General features: G+C 68.1%; 20 protein-coding genes and 1 tRNA gene. 13 read left to right on the top strand and 8 right to left on the bottom strand.

All coding sequences use genetic code 11. The features are described from left to right. Positions 1–6: 6 nt before the first annotated feature. From BM345_RS10485 to BM345_RS10470, 4 genes are read right to left on the bottom strand one after another with little or no spacing between them, the layout of a single operon-like run. Complete coding sequence (locus BM345_RS10485) at positions 7–786, bottom strand: glycosyltransferase family 2 protein (RefSeq protein ID WP_093378884.1); 780 nt, start codon at positions 784–786, stop codon at positions 7–9. Beyond that, positions 750–1553, bottom strand: coding sequence for a lysophospholipid acyltransferase family protein (locus tag BM345_RS10480; protein ID WP_093378881.1), 804 nt, complete (start codon positions 1551–1553; stop codon positions 750–752). The genes BM345_RS10485 and BM345_RS10480 overlap by 37 nt, the downstream gene beginning before the upstream one ends. Positions 1554–1568: 15 nt before the next feature. After that, positions 1569–2594, bottom strand: a complete 1026-nt coding sequence (locus BM345_RS10475; protein WP_093378878.1) for a chorismate transformation FkbO/Hyg5 family protein — start codon at positions 2592–2594, stop codon at positions 1569–1571. Further along, positions 2591–3361, bottom strand: a complete 771-nt coding sequence (locus BM345_RS10470; RefSeq protein ID WP_093378875.1) for a class I SAM-dependent methyltransferase — start codon at positions 3359–3361, stop codon at positions 2591–2593. The genes BM345_RS10475 and BM345_RS10470 overlap by 4 nt, the downstream gene beginning before the upstream one ends. A 120-nt stretch (positions 3362–3481) precedes the next feature. Between BM345_RS10470 and BM345_RS10465 the strand changes: the two genes are divergently transcribed. Genes BM345_RS10465 through rng form a run of 8 tightly spaced genes read left to right on the top strand, consistent with a single transcriptional unit; the run spans position 3482 to position 10358 of the window. Continuing rightward, positions 3482–4207: a YebC/PmpR family DNA-binding transcriptional regulator gene (locus BM345_RS10465; RefSeq protein ID WP_093378872.1), complete on the top strand. Its 726-nt coding sequence runs from the start codon at positions 3482–3484 to the stop codon at positions 4205–4207. A gap of 10 nt (positions 4208–4217) precedes the next feature. Further along, positions 4218–5516: a phosphoribosylamine--glycine ligase gene (gene purD / locus BM345_RS10460; RefSeq protein ID WP_093378870.1), complete on the top strand. Its 1299-nt coding sequence runs from the start codon at positions 4218–4220 to the stop codon at positions 5514–5516. Beyond that, on the top strand, positions 5516–6436 hold the full coding sequence (gene hemF / locus BM345_RS10455; protein ID WP_093378868.1) for an oxygen-dependent coproporphyrinogen oxidase: 921 nt from the start codon (positions 5516–5518) through the stop codon (positions 6434–6436). Before purD ends, hemF begins: the two co-directional genes overlap by 1 nt. After that, the gene (gene nadD, locus BM345_RS10450; RefSeq protein WP_093378866.1) at positions 6427–7065 is read left to right on the top strand and encodes a nicotinate (nicotinamide) nucleotide adenylyltransferase; all 639 of its coding nucleotides are present in this window, start codon (positions 6427–6429) and stop codon (positions 7063–7065) included. The genes hemF and nadD overlap by 10 nt, the downstream gene beginning before the upstream one ends. Further along, a complete protein-coding gene (rsfS, locus tag BM345_RS10445; protein ID WP_093378864.1) occupies positions 7065–7757 on the top strand; it encodes a ribosome silencing factor in 693 nt (230 codons plus the stop codon). Before nadD ends, rsfS begins: the two co-directional genes overlap by 1 nt. Then, complete coding sequence (gene rlmH, locus BM345_RS10440) at positions 7754–8221, top strand: 23S rRNA (pseudouridine(1915)-N(3))-methyltransferase RlmH (protein ID WP_093378861.1); 468 nt, start codon at positions 7754–7756, stop codon at positions 8219–8221. Before rsfS ends, rlmH begins: the two co-directional genes overlap by 4 nt. Further along, positions 8218–8823, top strand: coding sequence for a Maf family protein (locus BM345_RS10435; RefSeq protein ID WP_093378858.1), 606 nt, complete (start codon positions 8218–8220; stop codon positions 8821–8823). The genes rlmH and BM345_RS10435 overlap by 4 nt, the downstream gene beginning before the upstream one ends. Positions 8824–8831: 8 nt before the next feature. Further along, on the top strand, positions 8832–10358 hold the full coding sequence (rng, locus tag BM345_RS10430; RefSeq protein ID WP_093379446.1) for a ribonuclease G: 1527 nt from the start codon (positions 8832–8834) through the stop codon (positions 10356–10358). A gap of 15 nt (positions 10359–10373) precedes the next feature. Here the strand turns inward: rng and msbA are convergent, their stop codons facing one another. Then, complete coding sequence (gene msbA / locus BM345_RS10425) at positions 10374–12164, bottom strand: lipid A export permease/ATP-binding protein MsbA (RefSeq protein ID WP_093378856.1); 1791 nt, start codon at positions 12162–12164, stop codon at positions 10374–10376. Positions 12165–12316: 152 nt separating this feature from the next. On the opposite strand from msbA, the gene tolB reads away from it, so the two are divergent. The 5 genes from tolB (at position 12317) to BM345_RS10400 (ending at position 15963) form a co-directional block, all read left to right on the top strand. Continuing rightward, positions 12317–13633, top strand: coding sequence for a Tol-Pal system beta propeller repeat protein TolB (tolB, locus tag BM345_RS10420; RefSeq protein WP_093378853.1), 1317 nt, complete (start codon positions 12317–12319; stop codon positions 13631–13633). Between the two features lie 25 nt (positions 13634–13658). Beyond that, complete coding sequence (gene pal / locus BM345_RS10415; RefSeq protein ID WP_093378851.1) at positions 13659–14174, top strand: peptidoglycan-associated lipoprotein Pal; 516 nt, start codon at positions 13659–13661, stop codon at positions 14172–14174. Further along, on the top strand, positions 14171–14911 hold the full coding sequence (gene ybgF / locus BM345_RS10410) for a tol-pal system protein YbgF (RefSeq protein WP_093378848.1): 741 nt from the start codon (positions 14171–14173) through the stop codon (positions 14909–14911). The genes pal and ybgF overlap by 4 nt, the downstream gene beginning before the upstream one ends. Positions 14912–14972: 61 nt before the next feature. Continuing rightward, the gene (locus tag BM345_RS10405) at positions 14973–15806 is read left to right on the top strand and encodes a tRNA threonylcarbamoyladenosine dehydratase (RefSeq protein WP_093378846.1); all 834 of its coding nucleotides are present in this window, start codon (positions 14973–14975) and stop codon (positions 15804–15806) included. An 81-nt stretch (positions 15807–15887) separates the two neighbouring features. Beyond that, positions 15888–15963, top strand: a tRNA-Lys gene (locus BM345_RS10400). Positions 15964–16181: 218 nt separating this feature from the next. On the opposite strand, the gene BM345_RS10395 is transcribed toward BM345_RS10400, so the two are convergent. The 3 genes from BM345_RS10395 to BM345_RS10385 all read right to left on the bottom strand — a co-directional run bounded on the left by BM345_RS10395 (position 16182) and on the right by BM345_RS10385 (position 20910). Beyond that, complete coding sequence (locus BM345_RS10395) at positions 16182–16496, bottom strand: hypothetical protein (RefSeq protein WP_139237496.1); 315 nt, start codon at positions 16494–16496, stop codon at positions 16182–16184. A gap of 129 nt (positions 16497–16625) precedes the next feature. Beyond that, on the bottom strand, positions 16626–17516 hold the full coding sequence (locus tag BM345_RS10390) for a response regulator (RefSeq protein WP_254789674.1): 891 nt from the start codon (positions 17514–17516) through the stop codon (positions 16626–16628). Positions 17517–17523: 7 nt separating this feature from the next. Then, positions 17524–20910 carry a hybrid sensor histidine kinase/response regulator gene (locus tag BM345_RS10385; protein WP_093378838.1) on the bottom strand — a complete coding sequence of 1129 codons (3387 nt, stop codon included), beginning with the start codon at positions 20908–20910 and terminating at the stop codon, positions 17524–17526. Positions 20911–20985: the final 75 nt, after the last annotated feature.

Here is a 20985-nt window from a genome sequence, read left to right as displayed (position 1 = left end):
GCCCGCTCAGGGCTGGAAGGGCGGCGCCTTGCGGATGCGCCGCGACACCAGCAGCGGCAGGCGCAGGCCGAACTCGACCATCAGCCGTGTGTGCATCCAGGTGAGCAGGGCGTTGTCGCGCACGTAGTTGAAGTGCGAGACGCCGCCTTCCTCCGCGCTGAGGTACTTCACCGGTGCGTCGATGTTGATGGGCTTGATGCCTTTCCAGGCCAGCCGCACCACCGCCTCGGTGTCGAAGTCGAAGCGGCGCATCCAGGGCTGGCGCTGCATCACCTTGATGAGCGGCGCGATCGGGTAGACGCGAAAGCCGTAGAGCGAGTCGCCGATGCCGGCGAACAGCGTCTCCAACTCGGTCCAGCCGTTGGAGATGCGGCGCCCACGCACCCGCAGAAGCGGCGCGCTGGCATCGAACACCGGCTTGCCCAGCACCATGGCCTCGGGCCGCGCCTGCGAGCGCGCCATGAAGGAGGGGATGAGGTCCGCCGGATGCTGCCCGTCCGAATCCATGGTCAGCGCATGCGTGAAGCCGCTGGCGCGCGCTTCGTGCAGGCCGCGCAGCACGGCCGCGCCCTTGCCGCGGTTCTCGGGCAGCAGGAACACGCGCAGGCCGGGGTCGTTCTCGGCCATGACGCGAAGTCGCTCGCCGGTTCCGTCGGTGCTGCCGTCGACCACCACCCACACCGGGGCCCATTGCGCGCGCGCGGCAGCCACGGTGGAAAACAGGCGTTCGCCTGTGTTGTAGGACGGGATCAGGACAATGTGGGTGCGCGAGGGCTCGTGCTGCATGCGGCGGTCGCGCCGATTGCGCGCTCTTCTTCCAGTTGGCCCCGATAGTACTGTTCCAGCTCGTGCAGCACGGCGTCGCTGTCGGCGCGCGCGACAAAGCGCTCGCCGAGCCGCAGCTTCACGCGGATGGGCAGCGGCGGCACGCGCCAGATGGGCCAGCCTTTGCGAAGGTAAGGTGTGTCGGTGTCGATGAAGACGGTCTGGATGGGGGCCTTGGCCCGCTTGGCGATCAGCGTGACCCCTGGGCGAAAGGCGTCCAGTGGCGGCGTCACCGTGCGGGTGCCCTCGGGAAAGATCACCAGCTGGCCGCCGCGCTGCAGGTCCTGCACCGCCAGGCGGATCATGTGGCGGGCCGAGTCGTTGCGGATGTAGCGCGCCAGCCGCGCGCCCGAGCCCAGGAAGACGTTGCGCACCAGGTCGGCCTTCATGATGCAGGCGCTGCGCGGCAGCCGGGCCACCAGCAGCAGGGCGTCGAGCATGGTCGGGTGGTTGGCGACGATGATCAGGCCGCGCTCGTCCCGCAAGGCATCGAGGCAGGTGGCATCCACGCGCATCATGCCGGTGGCCGAGGCCACCGCCCAGAACATGCGGTAGGAGCGCGCGATGACGGCGCGACCCACCCTGCGGCCGGTCTCTTCAGGCAGCAGCCGGTGCAGCGGCAGGGCCAGCAGGTTCCAGCCGAGCGAGACCAGTCCGAGCCCGATCAGCAGGCAGTACAGCGGCAGGGCCAGGAGAAGGGACGTCGCCCTGCAAAAGAAACTCTTCATGGGTGAGGGCTGCTGTCATGCGTGCAGCACGCCGCTTGCGACGGCGTGTGCTTCGATCTCGACCAGCAGGTCTTGGCGGCAGATGTCTGCCTGCAGGTAAACGGCATGGCGCAGGAAGTCGGCGTCGGGGCCGAGCGCCTCTGCAAGCACCTCGCGCACCCGGGGCGTGTCGGCCACATGGCGTACGTAGACTACCGGATGCAGCATGCCCAACTCGTAGCGGGCGCTGCCGCGCTCGCTGGCCGCCTGGACAATCACGGACAGGTTGCGCAGCGTCTCGCGCGTCTGCTCGGCAACGTCGTCCGGGTGGACGGTGGCATGGCCCACGATGCTCGCGGTTCCGGAAATGAACAGGGCCACTTGTCCGTCGCCGATCTCCGCCAACGCCGCGCGCGAGAACGTGGGCGGGCGCGGGCCGTAGGCGCTGGGGTAGCGGTAGGCCGAGACCTGGCGAGGGTTCTCGATGGCCAGCGGCGCGCGCTGGCCGGCCAGGAAGCGGATGGACAGCGCGCCGCGCTGCACGCCGAGTGCGCAAGCGGCCGGCGCGCCTTCGTACACCGCGTGGCCGGCGTCGATGAAGGCCTTCTGGCGGCCCATGTTGAACTGTCGGTAGCGCTCGAGCCCGCCGCCATCCTCGTTGATGCGCGGCAGGTAGTTCCACACGCGCTGCAGTTGCGGGCAGCCGGCGTCCCGCAAGGCCTGGAAGAGGTCGCGGTAGGCGGCCTCGGAGGCCTGCTCAAGTCCCTGGCCGTCCTCGTGCAGATCGATGCTGCCCAGCATCCAGTGGCCATCGGTGCGCCAGTGCGCCGCACCGCTGCGCCCGGAATCGATGCGCCCGCCTGAAAGCCAGAAGTCGGCCATGGCGTCGTCGCCCGCCAGCAGGGGCGCATCCACACCGCTCACCCAGGCCGGCTGGGCCGGCTGTCCGTAGGCGAGGGCGCCCAGCGGCGGCGTACCGAGGGTCGCCGGGTCCAGGATGCTGGCCAGGGGAGCGCGCTGCACGCGCAATGCCGAAGCCGAGACAGGCGTGCCGAATCTCACTGGGGCTTGCTCGCTGTGTATTCGGAAAAAATGCCCAGTTCCAGCCGTTGCTGCACGTCCACGAAGCCCGCATCGCGCAGGGCCTGGAGCACCGTCTCGGGTGCGATACAGGTCTCGATGGTGTCCCAGTAGTAGCGCCAGAGCTCGGGCGTGGCACGGCCGCGCGCGGCGACGCGGGCGATGACCGGCACCACGCTGCGCATGTAGGTCTTGAGCAGGGCCGTGCCTACGGGGCCGCGCGGCTTGGTGATCTCGAGGACCACCACGCGCCCGCCCGGGCGCAGCACCCGGTGGAATTCGGCGAAGGCGGCCGTCACGTCGCCGATGTGGCGCAGCGCATAGCCCATGCTGAGAAAGTCGCAGCTGGCGTCCTCGCGGGGCAGGGACTCGGCCATGCCCTGCACCAGCTCCACGCCGGGCAGGTGCACCTGGCCCATCATGCCGGGGCTGGGGTCCACGCCCACCAGGCGGCCTTCGGGCCCGATGATGCCCAGCGCCTCGGTGGCCACCATGCCGGTGCCGATGCCCACGTCGAGCACCTCCGCACCCTGGCCGAGGCCGGCGCGCATCAGTGCCTGGCGGCGGTACCAGCGGCCGGAGCCCAGCGCCAGCACGTTTTCGATGCGCTCGTAGTCGGGCGCGGTGTCGTCGAAGATCTTCTGGAGGTAGGCACGGTGCTCGACTTCGTCCTTGTAATAACCTGCCAAGGGCGTGTGCGGCGCGAGGGCCTGGGGGCTGCGACTGGCGTCGACGTGCGGTAGGGTCATCGGACGATTATGCTCAAAAGCGCCATGTGAAATCGGGTGCAACGCCCGGCCTGCCCCCGAGCGCCGCCAAGTAAACTCGCGGTCTGCTTTGACTATTGAGAGAGATCGAGAGAAAGACCTATGGCCGGACACAGCAAATGGGCGAACATCCAGCACCGCAAAGGCCGTCAGGACGAGAAGCGCGGCAAGCTCTGGACGCGCGCGATCCGTGAAATCATGGTGGCGGCCAGGGCAGGCGGCGGCGATCTGAGCGCCAATCCCCGCCTGCGTCTGGCGGTCGACAAGGCCAAGGCGGTGAACCTGCCGGCCGACACCATCAAGCGCAACATCGACAAGGCCACCGGCAACCTCGAGGGCGTGACCTACGAGGAGATCCGCTACGAGGGCTACGGCATCGGCGGTGCCGCCATCATCGTCGACACCATGACCGACAACCGCGTGCGCACCGTGGCCGAGGTGCGCCACGCCTTCTCGAAGTACGGCGGCAACATGGGCACCGAAGGCTCGGTGGCCTTCCAGTTCAAGCACTGCGGCCAGCTCATCTTCGCGCCCGGCACCAGCGAGGACAAGGTGATGGAAGTGGCCCTGGAGGCCGGCGCCGAGGACGTGGTCAGCGACGACGACGGCGCCATCGAAGTGCTGACCGCCGTTGCCGATTTCGAGACGGTGAAGAACGCCCTGGAAGCCGCCGGCCTGAAGCCCGAGGTGGCCGAGGTCACCATGCGCGCCGAGAACAACATCGACGTCACCGGCGAGGACGCCGCGAAGATGCAGAAGCTGCTCGACGCGCTGGAAGACCTGGACGACGTCCAGGACGTCTATCACAACGCATCCCTGGACGCATGAAGGCCCGCGCATGAAGGTACTCGTCATTGGGGGAGGCGGCCGGGAGCACGCGTTGGCGTGGCGACTGGCCCAGGGCAATCGGGTGAGCCGCGTGTACGTGGCGCCGGGCAACGGCGGCACGGCCAGCGATTCGCGCTACGAGTGCATCGACATCACCGAGCCCGCGGCACTGCGCGAGTGGGCACAAAAGGAAAAGATCGCGCTGACGGTGGTGGGCCCCGAGGGTCCGCTGGCGGCTGGCGTGGTGGATGAATTCCGCTCCTACGGCCTGCGCATCTTCGGTCCCACCAAGGCGGCCGCGCAGCTCGAGAGTTCGAAGGCCTTCTCGAAGGACTTCATGAAGCGCCACAAGATTCCCACCGCCGAGTACGAGACCTTCTCGGACCCCGCGGCGGCTCATGCCTACGTGGACGCCAAGGGCGCCCCGATCGTGGTCAAGGCCGACGGGCTGGCCGCGGGCAAGGGCGTGGTCGTGGCCACCACCGTGGCCGAAGCGCACGAAGCCATCGACTTCATGCTGGTGGACAACAAGCTGGGCGTCACGCACAACCAGGGCGGCGCCCGCGTGGTCATCGAGGAATTCCTGCAGGGCGAGGAAGCCAGCTTCATCGTCATGTGCGACGGCAAGAACGTCACGGCCCTGGCCACCAGCCAGGACCACAAGCGCCTGCTCGACGGCGACCAGGGCCCCAATACCGGCGGCATGGGCGCGTATTCGCCCGCGCCGGTTGTCACGGCCGAGGTGCATGCGCGTGCCATGCGCGAGATCATCCTGCCCACGGTGCGCGGCATGGAGAAGGACGGCATTCCCTTCACCGGCTTCCTGTACGCCGGCCTGATGATCGACGCCAGCGGCCACCCCAAGACGCTGGAGTTCAACTGCCGCATGGGCGACCCCGAGACGCAGCCGATCATGATGCGCCTCAAGTCCGACCTGTTCGAGGTTTTCTGGCATGCCACCGATGGCACGCTCGACCAGATCGAGCTGCAGTGGGACCGCCACACGGCGCTGGGCGTGGTGATGGCCGCGCACGGCTACCCGCTGTCGCCGCGCAAGGGCGACCGTATCAACGGCATCCCGGCCGAAACGCCCGACTCGGTGGTCTTCCATGCCGGCACCACGCTGGAGGGCGGCGAACTGCGCACCAGCGGGGGCCGCGTGCTGTGCGTCACGGTGCTGGCCGATGGCGTCAAGCAGGCGCAGCAGCGGGCCTACGAGGTGGCCTCGAAGATCCACTTCGACGGCGCCCAGTACCGCAAGGACATCGGCCACCGCGCCGTCCACGCCCGCAACACGTCATCGAGTTGATGAGCGATCGCGATCGCACCCAGGTCGTCGGCGACTACCTGCGCCGCCTGCAGCACAGCATCATGGCCGCGGTGGAAGCGGCGGACGGCACGGTGTGCGTGCGCGACCCCTGGACCAAGGAGCCGCATGAACCCCTGCAGGGCAACGGCCTGACCTGCATCCTGGAAGGGGGGCCGCTCTTCGAGCGCGCCGGCTGCGGCTTTTCGCAGGTGCGCGGGCCCCGGCTGCCGCCCTCGGCCACGCAGCACCGGCCCGAGCTTTCGGGCGCGCCCTTCGAGGCGATGGGCGTCTCGCTGGTCTTCCACCCGCGCAACCCCTACGTGCCCACGGTGCACATGAACGTGCGCATGCTGGCGGCGCTGCCGGAAGGCGGCGAGCCGGTGTGCTGGTTCGGCGGCGGCATGGACCTCACGCCCTACTACGGTTTCGAGGAAGACGCGGTGCATTTCCACCGCCACTGCCGCGAAGCGCTGGCGCCCTTCGGAGACGACAAGTACCCGCGCTTCAAGAAATGGTGCGACGAGTATTTCTTCCTCAAGCACCGCAACGAGCAGCGCGGCGTGGGCGGCATCTTCTTCGACGACTTCTCCGAACTGGGCTTCGACGAGAGCTTTGCGATGCTGCGCTCTGTGGGCGACGCTTTCGTGCCGGCCTACTTCGACATCGTGCAGAAGCGCCGCGACACGCCATACGGCGAGCGCGAGCGCGAGTTCCAGCTGTACCGGCGCGGCCGATACGTCGAATTCAACCTGGTGTGGGACCGCGGCACCCATTTCGGCCTGCAGTCGGGCGGGCGCACCGAATCCATCCTGCTGTCCATGCCGCCGCAGGCCAGCTGGTCCTACCGAAACGAACCGCAGGCCGGCACGCCCGAGGCGCGCCTGTACAGCGACTTCATCGTGCGCCGCGAATGGCTCTGAGCACTGGCAGCGAGGCGACGGCCAGGCGCATCGGCGTCTTCGGCGGGGCCTTCGATCCACCGCACAACGCCCACCTGGCGCTGGCGCGCTGTGCCCTGCAGCAGCTGGCGCTGGACGAATTGCGAGTGATTCCCACCGGGCAGGCCTGGCACAAGGCCAGGGTGCTCAGCCCCGCCGAGCACCGCCTGGCCATGGCCCGGCTGGCTTTCGGCGAACTGCCCGGCGTGGTGGTGGACGAGCGCGAAATCCGGCGCAGCGGCCCAAGCTATACACTCGACACCCTGCGCGAGCTGCGGCAGGAGCACCCCGGTGCCCAGTTGCTGCTCATCCTGGGTGCCGACCAGGGCGCCGCGCTGCCAAGCTGGCATGGGTGGCAGGAAATCCTGGAAATGGCCGTCGTTGCGCTGGCGCAGCGGCCCGATCCCGACCGTCCCGACGCGGGTTTCGACCCCGCCACGCTGCCGGATCTGCCGGCAGGCGCGCGGTTTGCCCGCATCGAGCTTCCGGCCATGGACCTGAGCGCGACCGAAATCCGGTTGCAGGCAGGCCACGGAAAGGACGTTTCCCTTCTGGTTCCGCCCGCGGTTGCGCGCTATATTGACTTACACCACCTCTACCGTTCGCCCTGATGACCTCTGAATCCGCCGCCAAGAAAGACACCCAGAAACTGCAGAGAGCCATCGTCGATGGCCTCGAAGACGTCAAGGCGCAGGACATCCAGGTATTCGACACCGAGAGTCTCTCGCCGCTTTTCGAGCGGGTGATCGTGGCTTCGGGCACTTCCAACCGCCAGACCAAGGCACTGGCTGCCAGCGTGCGCGACGCCGTGCGCGAGGCCGGCTTTTCCAAGCCGCGCACCGAGGGCGAGGAGAACGGCGAGTGGATCATCGTCGACTGCGGTGCCGCGGTGGCGCACATCATGCAGCCGGCCATCCGCCAGTACTACCACCTGGAAGAGATCTGGGGCGAGAAGCCCGTTCGCCTGAAGCTGGGCGCTAGCAAGCCCGCTGCGCCGGCCGCTGCTGCCGCTGAAAAGGCGGCACCCGGCAAGAGCGGCTCGCTGCGCCGCTCCAGCGCCGCCAAGTCGGGCCAGCGCGAAGCCGACCTGGCCGCCAAGAAGCCGGCCGCGAAGAAGGCTGCGGGCAAGACCACCGCCAAGACCGCGGCCGGGAAGACGGCTGCCAAGAAGCCGCCGCTCAAGAAGGCCGGCCCCGTCCAGATGGTGGTGGGCAAGAAGCCCGCACGCAAGACCGCTCCGGCCAAGAAGACTGCACCGGCGAAGAAGACCGCCGCACGCAAGGCGCCTTCGCGCGGCGCATGAAGCTGCTGGTGGTCGCGGTTGGGCAGCGAGTGCCCGACTGGGCCCAGACCGCCTGGGACGACTACGCCAAGCGCTTTCCGCCCGAACTCAAGCTGGAGCTGCGCGCCGTCAAGACAGAGCCGCGCGCCTCCAAGTCACTCGAAACCATCTACGCGGCCGAGCGCGAGCGCATCGAGGCCGCAATCGCGAAGAACATGCGCGTGGTGGTGCTGGACGAGCGCGGCACCTCGCTCACCACCAAGGCCCTGGCCGCACGCCTGTCGAGCTGGCAGGTGGAGGGGGACGATGTCGCACTGGTGATCGGCGGGCCCGACGGCCTGGACCCGGCACTGCGCGCCGCCGCGCACGAGCGCATCCGGCTGTCCGACCTCACGCTGCCCCATGCCATGGTGCGCGTGCTACTGGTCGAGCAGCTCTACCGCGCCTGGTCGGTCAACGCCGGGCATCCCTATCACCGCGAATGAGCCAAGACTTCATCTACCTCGCGTCGCAGAGCCCGCGGCGCGCGCAACTGCTCGAACAACTGGGCGTGGGCCATCGCCTGCTGCTGGCCGAAGCCCATGAGGACGCCGAGGCGCTGGAAGGCGTGCGCGGCCGCGAGGCGCCGGCCACCTACGTGCAGCGCGTGACCGCGCTCAAGCTTGACGCCGCCGTGGCACGCCATGCCCGGCTGGGTCTTGCAGCAGCGCCCATCCTCTGTGCCGACACCACCGTGGCCCTGGGCCCGCAGATCCTGGGCAAGCCGGAAGACGCGAAGGACGCGCGCCGCATGCTGCGCCTGCTCTCGGGCAGCACGCACCGCGTGCTCACGGCCGTGGCGCTGCAGCACGGCAAGCGACGGCACGCGACGTTGAGCGTCTCGAAGGTGCGCTTCGCGCAGCTCACGAATCGCCAGATCGACGCCTACGTGGACAGCGGCGAGCCGCTGGGCAAGGCCGGCGCCTACGCGGTGCAGGGCAGGGCGGCGGCCATGATCGAGCACATCAGCGGCAGCTATTCAGGCATCATGGGGCTGCCCATGTTCGAAACCGCACAGCTGCTGCGCCTGGCGGGCTGGCGGATATGAAGGCCCCCATGCAAGAGATCCTCATCAACTGGTCGCCGCAGGAGACACGCGTGGCGCTCGTCGAGTACGGTGCCGTGCAGGAACTGCACGTGGAGCGCACGCTCGAGCGCGGCCTGGTGGGCAACGTCTACCTGGGCAAGGTCTCGCGCGTGCTGCCGGGCATGCAGTCGGCCTTCATCGACATCGGCCTGGAGCGCACCGCCTTCCTGCACGTGGCGGACATCATCGCGCCCTTCGCGCCCGGCTCGCGCGGCGCCACAGGCGTGACGGCGCCCGACCACCGCGGCGCCGCCGGCGCCGTGCCCATCGAGCGGCTGGTGTTCGAGGGGCAGTCGCTGCTGGTGCAGGTGATCAAGGACCCCATCGGCACCAAGGGCGCGCGCCTTTCCACGCAGATCAGCATCGCGGGCCGGCTGCTGGTCTTCCTGCCGCAGGACAACCACATCGGCGTCTCGCAGAAGATTCCCTCGGACCTGCGCGACGCGCTGCGCTCGCGCATGCAGGCGCTGAGCGATGCCGCTGCGGCGGCCGAGAACAACGGCGTTGTGCCCGAGAGCACCGGCGGCTTCATCCTGCGCACCAACGGAGAAGATGCGAGCGATGCCGAGCTGGCCGAGGACATCGGCTACCTGCGCAAGACCTGGTCGCGCATCCGCGACCTGTCCACGCGGCTGCCCCCCATGTCGCTGCTGCACCAGGACCTGAGCCTGCTGCAGCGCGTGCTGCGCGACCTGGTGGGCGAGGACACGCAGACCATCCGCATCGACTCGCGCGAGCAGTTCGAGGTGCTGCAGAAGTTCGGCCGCGAGTTCATGCCCACCGCGGCCGAAAAACTCCAGCTCTACAAGGGCGAGCGGCCCATCTTCGACCTGTACAACGTCGACGAGGAAATCGCCCGCGCGCTCGGGCGCCGCGTCGACCTGAAGTCCGGCGGCTACCTGGTGGTGGACCAGACCGAGGCGCTGACCACCATCGACGTGAATACCGGCGGCTACGTGGGTGCGCGCAACTTCGACGACACGGTGTTCAAGACCAACCTGGAGGCTGCGCAGGCCATCGCGCGGCAACTGCGGCTGCGCAACCTGGGCGGCATCGTCATCGTCGACTTCATCGACATGTCGCGCGACGACCACCGCGAGCAGGTGCTGGGCGAGTTCCGCAAGCAGCTGTCGCGCGACCGGGTGAAGACCACCGCCGGCAGCTTCTCGCAGCTGGGCCTGGTGGAGATGACCCGCAAGCGCACCCGCGAATCGCTGGCCCACATGCTGTGCGAGCCCTGCGCGGCCTGCAACGGCCAGGGCATCGTGAAGACGGCGCGCACCGTGGCCTACGACGTGCTGCGCGAGATCCTGCGGGAAGCCCGTCAGTTCACGCCGCGCGAGTTCCGAATCGTGTCCTCGGCGCAGGTCATCGAGCTTTTCCTCGACGAGGAAAGCCAGCACCTGGCGGGCCTGTCGGACTTCATCGGCAAGCCGATCTCGCTGCAGGCCGAGCCCTCGATGGGGCAGGGCCAGTACGACATCGTCCTGCTGTAGCCGCGGGCTGCAGGGCTACAGCACCGCTTCCTTGCCCGGCTCGGCCGTGCGCATGGCCAACGTCTGCAGGCGTGCGTAGAGGCCGTCCAGCGACATGAGCTGGGCATGGCTTCCCTGCTCGGCGATGTGGCCGTGGTCCATCACCACGATGCGGTCGGCGTGCTGGATGGTGGAGAGGCGGTGCGCCACGATCAGCGTGGTGCGGCCCTGCATGAGCCGTTGCAGGGCTTCCTGCACCAGCCGCTCGGACTCCGTGTCCAGCGCCGAAGTGGCTTCGTCCAGCAGCAGGATGGGCGCGTCCTTGTAGAGCGCGCGGGCAATCGCCAGGCGCTGGCGCTGGCCGCCCGACAGCTGCGTGGCGTTGTGGCCCAGCAAGGTGTCGATGCCCTGCGGCAGGCCCTGGACGTGCGTCGCCAGGTTGGCCGCTTCCACGCACTGCTGCACGCGTTCGCGATCCACCTGCGAGCCCAGCGCCACGTTGGCTGCCAGCGTGTCGTTGAGCATCACCACGTCCTGGCTGACCATGGCGAACTGGGAGCGCAGGCTGGTGAGCTTCCAGTCGGCGATGTCCTTGCCGTCCAGCAGGACCTGGCCGCTGCTGGGCAGCACGAAGCGCGGCAGCAGGTTGATGAGGGTGGTCTTGCCCGAGCCAGAAGGGCCGACCAGCGCCACCACCTCGCCCGGCGCGATGAGCAGGTTGACGCCATCAACCGCGCGGGCCTCGTCCTCGCCACGGTAGTTCACGCGCACGGCCTTCAGCTCGATGCGGCCCTGGGCGCGTGGAACCTCGAAGGCGCCTTGCTTCTCGGGCGGCACGATGTCCACCATCTGCAGGCCGCGTTCCAGCGCCGCCAGGCCGCGGGTGATGGGATTGGCCATGTCGGACAGACGGCGGATGGGTGCGATCAGCATCGCCATGGCCGCGATGTACGCCACGAAGCCGCCCACCGTCAGGCCCTGGCCGCCGCTTTGCCACAGGGCCACCATCACCACCACCGACAGCGCCACCGAGGCCAGCAGCTGGGTGATGGGCGTCATCGCCGCGGAGGCGATGGTGGATTTCACCGCCAGGCGGGTGAGCAGGTGGCTCAATTTCTCGAAACGCTCGCGCTGGGCCGTCTCGGCGCCGTGCAGGCGCACCACGCGATGTGCCAGCACGTTCTCTTCCACCACGTAGGCGAGCTCGTCGGTGGTCTTCTGGCCCAGCTGCGTGAGGTGATAGAGGCGCTTAGAGAACACCTTCATGACCCAGGCCACGCCCGGCACCATCAGGCCCACGATCAGGGTCAGCTTCCAGTTGAGGTAGATCAGGTAGATCAGCAGCCCCACGAGCGCGAAGCCGTCGCGCGACACGCCCAGCAGCGCCTGCACCAGCAGCATCGAGCCGGTCTGGATCTCGTAGACGACGGTGTTCGACAGCGAGCTGGCCGACTGGCGGGAGAACATGGCCAGCTCCGCGTCCATCACGCGGGCGAAGAGCACGCGGCGCAGGCGGTGCATGCCCTCGTTGGTGATGCGGGCCAGCGCGTACTGCGAAGCGAATTGCGCCATGCCGCGCACGGCGAACAAGGAGATGGCCACCGCCGGCACCATCCACAGCTCGATGCCGCCGGTGAAGCCCTTGTCCAGCAGCGGCTTGGCCAGCGCCGGCATCATGACTTCGGTCAGGGCGGCGATCAGGGCGGCCACGACGCCCACGCTCCACCACTTGCGCGAGCTGCCGAACCAGGACATCAGTCGTGCAAGTCGGCGGGGGAGGGACAGGGGCGGGCGCGGATCCGCGTCCGCGGCGGGGGAAGGCTGCATGGCGGCGGATTCTACGGGGCCCCCGGCGAGGACCCTGCCTGTAGGACCGGGCCGCGTCGTACACAGTTTGTGACGTGTGCCTTTTGGCAGTGTGTACCATTGAGCCTCTTGTGCGTGGTGAAACTTTCCACCCGCAAACCCCTCCGAACTGCATGATCAAGCCGTTGAACGCGAATAACGCAACTCCTTCTTCATCGTTCCTCACCCGCCGCGCCGTCGTTGCGGCACTCGCAAGCTCCTCCGCCGTTCCTGCACTGGCCCAGTTCCGGGTCGAGGTGTCTGGCGTGGGGCTGACGCAGTTGCCGATCGCACTGGCGCCTTTCCGGGGGCAGGACGCCGCGCCTCAGAAAATCTCGGCCATCGTCCAGGCCGACCTGGAGCGAAGTGGCCAGTTCCGCGGCGTGGACGCCTCGGGCGAGCAGCTCGACGAGAACTCGCGCCCGGACCTCAACCTGTGGCGCCAGCGCACGGCCGACTCGCTGTTGACCGGCAGCGTCACCCGCCAGGGCGATGGCCGCTACCTGGTGCAGTTCCGCCTTTGGGACGTGGTCAAGGGCCAGGACCTGGGTGGCCAGAGCTACACCGTGCCCCAGGCCGACCTTCGCCTGGCGGCCCACCGCACGGCCGACTACGTCTACGAGAAGCTGACCGGCGAGCGCGGCATCTTCTCGACCCGCATTGCCTACGTGACCAAGTCGGGCACGCGCTACGCGCTGTGGGTGGCCGATGCTGATGGCGAGAACGCGCAGGCGGCTCTGAACAGCCCAGAGCCGATCATCTCGCCCACCTGGTCGTCCAGCGGCACGCAACTGGCCTACGTGTCCTTCGAGTCGCGCAAGCCGGTGGTCTACGTGCACAACGTGTCCAGCGGCCAGCGGCGACTGGTGGCCAACTTCAAGGGCAACAACAGCGCGCCGGCCTGGGCGCCGGACGGCAACACGCTGGCCGTGACCCTCAGCCGCGACGGCGGCTCGCAGCTCTACACCATTCCCGCCTCGGGCGGCGAAGCCAAGCGCCTCACCCAGAGCGCCAGTATCGACACCGAGCCGACCTATTCGGCCGACGGCCGCACCATCTTCTTCACGAGCGACCGCGGCGGCTCGCCCCAGATCTACAAGATGAGCGCGAGCGGCGGCAGCCCCAGCCGCGTCACTTTTACCGGCAGCTACAACATCTCGCCCGCCGTCAGCGCCGACGGCCGCTGGCTGGCCTACATTTCGCGCGTCGGCGGCGGCTTCAAGCTGTACGTCATGGACCTGTCCAGCGGCACCGCCAACGCGATCACCGACACCACGGCCGACGAAAGCCCGAGCTTCGCGCCCAACAGCAAGCTGATCGTCTACGCGACGCAGCTGCAGGGACGCGAAGCGCTCATGACAACGACACTGGACGGCAAGATAAAAGCAAGGTTGGCGGGGCAGGCGGGAGACATTCGCGAACCGGACTGGGGTCCGTTTCAAAAGCAATAACTGAAGATCAACCGAGGAGTTCGATATGTTGAAGAGTACGATTTGTTCGCTGGCCATCCTGGCATTGGTCGCCGGCTGCTCCAGCACCAAGCTGGATGACAGCGCCAACGCAGGCGCCGGTGCAGGCGGTGCAGGAAGCACCGGTTCGGCCAGCGGCGTGGCCCCCGTCACCATCGATCCGAACGCGCAGACCGCAGCCGGCCCGGTGGGTGTGGCGCGCATCGTGTATTTCGACTACGACAGCTACACGATCAAGCCCGAGTTCCAGTCGCTCATCGACGGCCACGCGCGCTTCCTCAAGGCCAACGCGCAGCGCAGCATCTCCATCGAAGGCCACACCGACGAGCGCGGCGGCCGCGAATACAACCTGGCGCTGGGCCAGAAGCGTTCGGAAGCCGTGCGCCGTGCGCTCACGCTGCTGGGCGTGAGCGACAACCAGATCGAAGCCGTCAGCTTCGGCAAGGAAAAGCCGGCGGCGCAAGGCACGGGCGAGGACGTCTGGGCGCAAAACCGCCGCGCTGAAATCGTCTACCGTCGATGAACCCCGCCTTCGCCTGGCGGCGCGTGGCCATCGCTGCCGCCCTGATCGGTGCCACCTGTGGCGCGCAGGCCGCCTTGTTCGAAGACGACGAAGCGCGCCGCGCCATCCTCGACCTGCGCACGCGCGTGGAAACCATGCGCGAGCGCTCGACCGAAGAAAACGCGCAGCTGCGCCGCAGCATGCTCGAGCTGCAGAACCAGATCGAAGCCATGCGCGGCGAGATGCAGCGCATGACGGGCCGCAACGAGGAATTGAACAAGTCGCTCACCGACCTTCAGCAAAAGCAGAAGGACGTGGACGAGCGGATGAAGAAGAACGAGCCGGCCAAGGTCAGCGTGGACGGCCGCGAGTTCACGGCCGACCCCAAGGAGAAGGCCGACTTCGACGCCGCGCTGGGCATCTTCCGCGCTGGCCAGTTCGCGCAGGCGCAGACGGCCTTCGCCGACTTCGTCAAGCGCTATCCGCAGAGCGGCTTCAACCCTTCGGCGCTGTTCTGGCTGGGCAACGCGCAGTACGCCACGCGCAACTACACCGAGGCCATCGCGAACTTCCGCTCCATGCTCTCGCTGGCGCCGGACCATGCGAAGGCGCCCGAGGCGGTGCTCTCCATTGCCAACTGCCAGATCGAACTGAAGGACACCAAGGGCGCTCGCCGCACCCTGGAAGACCTGACCAAGGCCTATCCCAACTCCGAGGCGGCCCAGGCCGGCAAGGAGCGGTTGGCGCGTCTGAAGTAGCGCCTGTCGAGGCGCCATCGTTGGCAGGCCCGCCGTGGCAACTAGCAGCATCGCCGCAGAGATGACCAATCTCGTTGCGCCACCCTCCGGGGTGGCGAGCGGCGTGCCGCCTGCTGCAGAGGCCGACCTGGCGCGCCGCTTCTCGGGCCTGGAGCGCCTGTACAGCGTGCAGGGTGCCGCGCGCGTGCGCGGCGCACACGTGCTGGTGGTGGGCATCGGCGGTGTCGGCTCCTGGACTGCCGAGGCGCTGGCCCGCAGCGGGGTGGGGCGCCTGACCCTGATCGACCTGGACCACGTGGCCGAGTCGAACATCAACCGCCAGATCCACGCGCTGGAATCCACCATCGGCCAGGCCAAGGTGCTGGCCATGCAGCAGCGCATCGCGCAGATCAACCCCGACTGCCAGGTCGTCGCGATCGACGAGTTCGTCGAGCCCGAGAACTGGCTGCAGTTGCTGGCCATGGCCGTGCAGAAGGCGGGCGAGGTCGATGCAGTGATCGATTGCTGCGACCAGCTCAAGGCCAAGCTGGTTCTGGCCCAGTGGTCGCGCGAGACGAGGTCGCGCTTCATCACGGTGGGCGCGGCCGGCGGCAAGCGGCTGGCGCACAAGGTCGACATCGACGACCTGTCGCAGGTCACGCACGATCCGCTGCTGTCGCAGCTCCGCCAGCGCCTTCGCAAGCAGCACGGGGCGCCGCGCGAAGGAAAGAAGATGGGTGTGAACTGTGTCTTCAGCCGCGAGAGCGTTGCGCCGCCGGATGCTTCCTGCGCCATCGAGGGCGACGGCAGCCTGAACTGCCACGGCTACGGCTCGGTGGTGGCCGTGACCGCGACCTTCGGGCAATGCGCGGCAGGCTGGGCCATCGATCAGATCGCCCAGGCCCCCATGCTATAATTTTTGGCTTTGCCGGATGGGCTAGCCCTCTGGCGGGTCTTGGATAACAAGAAGAAAAAGAAGAGCAATAACAAGAAGAACGGGACGTTAGCTCAGTTGGTAGAGCAGCGGACTTTTAATCCGTTGGTCACTGGTTCGAATCCAGTACGTCCTACCATCCATCTCCCCTCTGTGGAACGCAAGAATCCCGCTATCTTTCTGGTAGCGGGATTTTTCATTTTGAGCTCCAGTTATCTCCCAGGTATCTTGGATGGGTGACGCAGCCTCGAGCACCGACCAGTTCACGCCTTGCTGCTCGTGCGCCAAGACGGCGCGACTGGTGTTGGATCTTTAACAGCGGGCGTCTTTCATCACTCGGGGAAAACGCCATGTACGTCATCCCGCGGCGCGGGCAAGCATGAGCGCGGCAGCTTCTTCTTCGAGCCCCGCGCGCACGCAAGCGCCTTCGAGCTCGATGATCAATGCGTCGATCCTGCCCAAGAATGCGGTGCGACTGCCTGGAACGGATCGGGTCGTCAACGCTCCGGCCTTGTCGGCAAGTCGCGGCTCGTCTGCGCTGCGCGCCCATGGCCTGACCTCGCAATAGCACAGCAGGGCCAGCCTCCCCAGCTGCTCGCTTCGTCGGGCATGCGCCATGTCCGACGCAAGGTCTTCGAGACTCAACCGTAATCGTTCGGAAAGTGGTTCCATGATGCTGCAGTGCAGCATTCTCCGCCACTGTTGGAAAGAGTCAACTGGCGATTGGTATCCACACGCACCGTCCGACCTGGTGTCGAGCAACCCCGGTGTGAAGCAACATCGGCTGAACGCCAGGGCGCATCACGCAAGTTGCCCGCTTGCCAGGGCTGCGGCGGCAGCGCGGGTCTCCACACCCAGCTTCTCGAAGATGTGCTCCAGGTGCTTGTTCACCGTGCGTGGGCTCATGCCGAGGATGTCGGCGATGTCGCGGTTGGTCTTGCCCTTCGCCAGCCACGAGAGCACCTCTGTTTCTCGCGGCGTGAGGGCGGCTTCGGCCAGGCGTCCCGGCTGGCTTCCGCGCTCCTGGGCCAGCAGCAGCATGGTCTCGCCCAGCGTGGCGACGCCGAGGTTGCGCACCGACAGCCTCACGCCCGTGGATGTGCCCGCACGCACGGCAGCACCTGGCGTGAGCGCCGGTGCCAGCGAACGCGGCAGGTGGCCAGCATGCTCGACCGGCCCCAGCAGCGGCAGCCACTGCGCCGCCTGGGGCGAGCGCCAGGCGATGCGCCCGTGCGCATCGACAAAGACCGTGCCCATGCCGGCCACGTCCACCGCGTCGCGCGCCATGCGGGTGATGCGCGCGTTGCGCGTGTGCGTGTGCAGACGCGCAAGCACCTCCTGCACCCGGATGGGCTTGACCACGTAGTCGACGCCGCCGCAGGCGAAGCCCTCGACCACGTGCGGCGTCTCGGACAGCCCCGTCATGAAAAGCACGGGGATGTGCGCATGCGCCGGATCGGCCTTGATCCGGCGGCAGGTCTCGAAGCCGGACAGGCCCGGCATCATGCCGTCCAGCAGGATGGCGTCGGGCGCCACCAGCTCCAGCCGCTCCAGCGCCGACTCGCCGTCGGCCGCCACCAGCACCGTGTAGCCGGCGCCTTCCAGCGCGTCGCACAGCAGGCCGAGACTGCTCGGTGCATCGTCCACCACCAGCACCACGGGGCGCTCGGCGGTTTCGTTTTCTTCGATCAAGAGGTCTTCAGGCATCGAGTGTGTCGGCATCTTCTTCGGCCAGGGCCTTGCGCAGGCGGTCGAGTTCGAAACGGGCCACCATGCCGCGCAGGTGGCTGCAGGTGGCGGCCAGCGGAGGATGGTTGGCGCAGATGCGGTCCAGCGCCTGCTGCAGGCCGCGCACGTGACCGAGCTGCACCAGACGAATCAGCTCGGCGCGCAGCTCGCCGGGCAGGCGCATGGCCGGTGCAGTCGCGGGCGACGGAAGGGGCAAGGGCGGCGTCACCGGGTGCGCCAGCCATTGCAGGCCCAGGTTGCGCTCCAGCACCGCCAGCAGCTCGGATTCGATCACCGGCTTGCCGATGAAGGCCTGGCAGCCCGCGGCACGCAGGCGCTCGGCCTGGTTCTCGAACACGTTGGCCGAAACGATGAGGATCGGCACTTCGGTGTAGCCGGCGGCGCGCACGCGGGCTGCTGCTTCCCAGCCGTCCATGTCGTCCATCGTGATGTCCATGAGGATGGCCGAGGGCAGGTCCTCGCGCAGGCTGTCCAGGCATTCGGTGCCGCTGGCTGCCTCTCGCACGTCGAAGCCCAGCGGCATCAGCATGCCGGCCAGCATCTGGCGCTGCACCGGCTGGTCGTCCACCACCAGCAGGGTGCGGCGCGGGCCGAAGTAGCCCGAGATGGGGCGGCGCGGTTCCATCTGCGGACCAGGATCAGCCACCTTGCGCAGATAGATGCGAACGCCAAAGGTGCTGCCACGCGGGGAGCTGTCGGCCAGTGCGAGTTCGCCCCCCATGAGCGAGGTGAGCAGCCCGGTGATGGTCAGTCCCAGCCCCGTGCCAGGGACCCCGGCGCGGCGGCCGCCGGCGCCGCGCTCGAAGGGCAGGAAGATGCGCTGCCGGTCCTGCGGCGCGACGCCGATGCCCGTGTCCACCACATCGAAGCGCAGCACCTCGCGGCGCGCGTCCACCAGCAGCGTGACCATGCCGGCTTCGGTGAAGCGCACCGCGTTGGCCAGCAGGTTGATGAGGATCTGGCGCAAGCGCTTGGCATCGGCCAGCACCCAGGGGGGCAGCTCGCCGAGCGTGGTGTAGACGAAGGCAAGGCCCTTGTCCTCGGCCTGAGGGCGCACCATGTGCACGATCTCGTCGAGGAACTGCGGCAGCGCCAGGGGCGCGGGTTCCAACTGCAGCCGGCCGGCCTCGATGCGCGCAAGGTCCAGCAGGCCATCGATCAGGCCCAGCATGTGCTCGCCGCTCTTGTGGATGGTGGACAGCGCCTCGCGCGGAGGCGGCGAGGCGGCGCCACCCTTGAGGAGGATCTGCGAATAACCCAGGATGCTGTTGAGGGGCGTGCGCAGCTCGTGCGTCATGCCTGCCACGTAGCGGGTCTTGGCCTGGTTCGCGGTCTCGGCGGCGTCCTTGGCATCCTGCAGCGCGGCGTCGGTGCGCTGGTGCGCCTCGATCTCGGCCGAGAGCAGGTGGTTGTGCCGGTTCGACTCGTCCTGCGCCATGTGCCGGCTTTCGCTGGCCAGCACGATCCACCAGGCCCCCACCACCGCCACCAGCGACAGCAGCGCGAACACCTTCAGGAAGGGCGTCCGCAGCAGCTCGGTGCCGCTACCGGTGATGGCCTCCTGCGCATAGACGATGGCCATGCTGCCCGCCAGCAGCGCCACCAGCGAGCTGGCCACCACCAGGTAGTGCGCCACCCGGAAGTTCAGCCGCGTGGCGATGCGCGGGGGCAGCCAGGCGCGCAGCCAGCCGCTGACCTGCTCGGCGGCGCGCGAGTCGGTCTTGCAGCGGTCGTGGCAGCGCGATTCGAGCGTGCAGCACAGCGAGCAGATCGGCGCGCCGTAGGCCGGACACCAGGCCATGTCCTCCGACTCGAAGCGGTTCTCGCAGACCGAGCAGTTCACCACCTCGCCCGGCGTCCAGCGTTGCACGTCGGTGCGCGCCAGGTAGTAGCGCCCGCGCGTGTACCAGGCCAGCAGCGGCGAGACGAGCATCGCCACGGCGAGCGCGATGAAGGAGGAGAAGGCCTGCGCCCATTCGCCCAGCAGCCCAGCGTAGGCCACGATCGCCGCGCCCGCGGCCACCACCATGGACACCAGGCCCACCGGGTTGAGGTCGTACAGGTGCGCGCGCTTGAACTCGATGGTCTTGGGCGAGAAGCCCAGCGGCTTGTTGATGACCAGGTCGGCCACCAGCGCCCCCACCCAGGCGATGGCGATGTTGCTGTAAAGGCCCAGCACCCGCTCCAGCGCGCCGAACACGCCCAGGGTCATGAGCAGCACCGCGATCAGCACGTTGAACACCAGCCACACCACCCGCCCCGGGTGGCTGTGCGTAAGCCGCGCGAAGAAGTTGGACCAGGCCAGCGAGCCGGCGTAGGCGTTGGTCAGGTTGATCTTCATCTGCGAGACCACCACGAACAGCGTCGTGATGGCCAGCACCCACACCGGGTCCTGCAGCACGTAGGCGAAGCCGGCCAGGTACATGCGGGTGGGTTCGACCGCGTGCTCCGGCGGGATCTCGTGCTGCAGCGCCAGGAAGGCGAGGAAGGCCCCGCCCAGCATCTTGAGCATGCCCGGCACGATCCAGCCCGGGCCGGCCACCAGCACCGCGGTCCACCAGCGCACGCGGCTCTCGCGCGTCTTCTCGGGCAGGAAGCGCAGGTAGTCCACCTGCTCGCCGATCTGCACCACCAGCGAGAAGGCCACCGTGGCACCGGCCCCGAACATCAGCGGGTCGAAGCCGCTGCTGCCCGACACGCGGCCCACCAGCGTGGTGAAGTCCGCATAGAGCCGGGGGTGCCCGGCCAGGACGGCCAGGAAGGGCAGGAAGAACAGCACGATCCAGATCGGCTGCGTCCACAGCTGCAGACCCGAGATCATGGTGATGCCGCGCATCACCAGCGGAATGATCACCAGCGACGCGAGCAGGTACAGCACCGGCAGCGGCCAGTCCACGTACATCTGCACCGCCAGCGCAAGGATGGCCGCCTCCAGCGCGAAGAAGATGAAGGTGAAGCTGGCATAGATGAGCGAGGTGATGGTCGAGCCCAGGTAGCCGAAGCCGGCGCCGCGGGTCAGCAGGTCCATGTCCACGCCGTGGCGTGCGGCATAGTAGGAGATGGGCAGGCCGGTGAGGAAGGTGATGAGCCCCACCACGAGGATGGCCCACAGCGCGTTGGTGAAGCCGTACGAGAGGGCGATGGACCCGCCGATGGCCTCCAGCGCCAGGAAGGAGGTCGCGCCGAAGGCGGCATTGGCCACGCGGAACTCCGACCACTTGCGGAAGCTGCGCGGGGTGTAGCGCAGGGCGTAGTCCTCCAAGGTCTCGTTGGCGACCCAGGCGTTGTACTCGCGCCGGATGCGGAAGATCTTCTGGCCTGGAAGGGTGGAGGACATGGCGTGCAACGGGCCCGGACGTGAACAGGCCTTGGCCACTGCAAGAACCGGTCCTTCGCATGCGGCGCGGGCTGT

Source organism: Variovorax sp. OV329 (genome assembly GCF_900114785.1).
Taxonomy (GTDB): Bacteria; Pseudomonadota; Gammaproteobacteria; order Burkholderiales; family Burkholderiaceae_C; genus Variovorax.
This window is presented reverse-complemented; position numbering and strand designations above follow the sequence as displayed.

What these genes read in the sequence shown, in the direction of transcription:
- msbA (WP_093378856.1), bottom strand. Translation starts at nt 12,164, where the DNA reads ATGCAGCCTTCCCCCGCCGCGGACGCGGATCCGCGCCCGCCCCTGTCC.
- rsfS (WP_093378864.1), top strand. Translation starts at nt 7,065, where the DNA reads ATGACCTCTGAATCCGCCGCCAAGAAAGACACCCAGAAACTGCAGAGA.
- ybgF (WP_093378848.1), top strand. Translation starts at nt 14,171, where the DNA reads ATGAACCCCGCCTTCGCCTGGCGGCGCGTGGCCATCGCTGCCGCCCTG.
- rlmH (WP_093378861.1), top strand. Translation starts at nt 7,754, where the DNA reads ATGAAGCTGCTGGTGGTCGCGGTTGGGCAGCGAGTGCCCGACTGGGCC.
- BM345_RS10405 (WP_093378846.1), top strand. Translation starts at nt 14,973, where the DNA reads ATGACCAATCTCGTTGCGCCACCCTCCGGGGTGGCGAGCGGCGTGCCG.
- BM345_RS10465 (WP_093378872.1), top strand. Translation starts at nt 3,482, where the DNA reads ATGGCCGGACACAGCAAATGGGCGAACATCCAGCACCGCAAAGGCCGT.
- tolB (WP_093378853.1), top strand. Translation starts at nt 12,317, where the DNA reads ATGATCAAGCCGTTGAACGCGAATAACGCAACTCCTTCTTCATCGTTC.
- BM345_RS10485 (WP_093378884.1), bottom strand. Translation starts at nt 786, where the DNA reads ATGCAGCACGAGCCCTCGCGCACCCACATTGTCCTGATCCCGTCCTAC.
- purD (WP_093378870.1), top strand. Translation starts at nt 4,218, where the DNA reads ATGAAGGTACTCGTCATTGGGGGAGGCGGCCGGGAGCACGCGTTGGCG.
- BM345_RS10470 (WP_093378875.1), bottom strand. Translation starts at nt 3,361, where the DNA reads ATGACCCTACCGCACGTCGACGCCAGTCGCAGCCCCCAGGCCCTCGCG.
- pal (WP_093378851.1), top strand. Translation starts at nt 13,659, where the DNA reads ATGTTGAAGAGTACGATTTGTTCGCTGGCCATCCTGGCATTGGTCGCC.
- BM345_RS10395 (WP_139237496.1), bottom strand. Translation starts at nt 16,496, where the DNA reads ATGGAACCACTTTCCGAACGATTACGGTTGAGTCTCGAAGACCTTGCG.
- BM345_RS10480 (WP_093378881.1), bottom strand. Translation starts at nt 1,553, where the DNA reads ATGAAGAGTTTCTTTTGCAGGGCGACGTCCCTTCTCCTGGCCCTGCCG.
- hemF (WP_093378868.1), top strand. Translation starts at nt 5,516, where the DNA reads ATGAGCGATCGCGATCGCACCCAGGTCGTCGGCGACTACCTGCGCCGC.
- BM345_RS10385 (WP_093378838.1), bottom strand. Translation starts at nt 20,910, where the DNA reads ATGTCCTCCACCCTTCCAGGCCAGAAGATCTTCCGCATCCGGCGCGAG.
- nadD (WP_093378866.1), top strand. Translation starts at nt 6,427, where the DNA reads ATGGCTCTGAGCACTGGCAGCGAGGCGACGGCCAGGCGCATCGGCGTC.
- BM345_RS10435 (WP_093378858.1), top strand. Translation starts at nt 8,218, where the DNA reads ATGAGCCAAGACTTCATCTACCTCGCGTCGCAGAGCCCGCGGCGCGCG.
- rng (WP_093379446.1), top strand. Translation starts at nt 8,832, where the DNA reads ATGCAAGAGATCCTCATCAACTGGTCGCCGCAGGAGACACGCGTGGCG.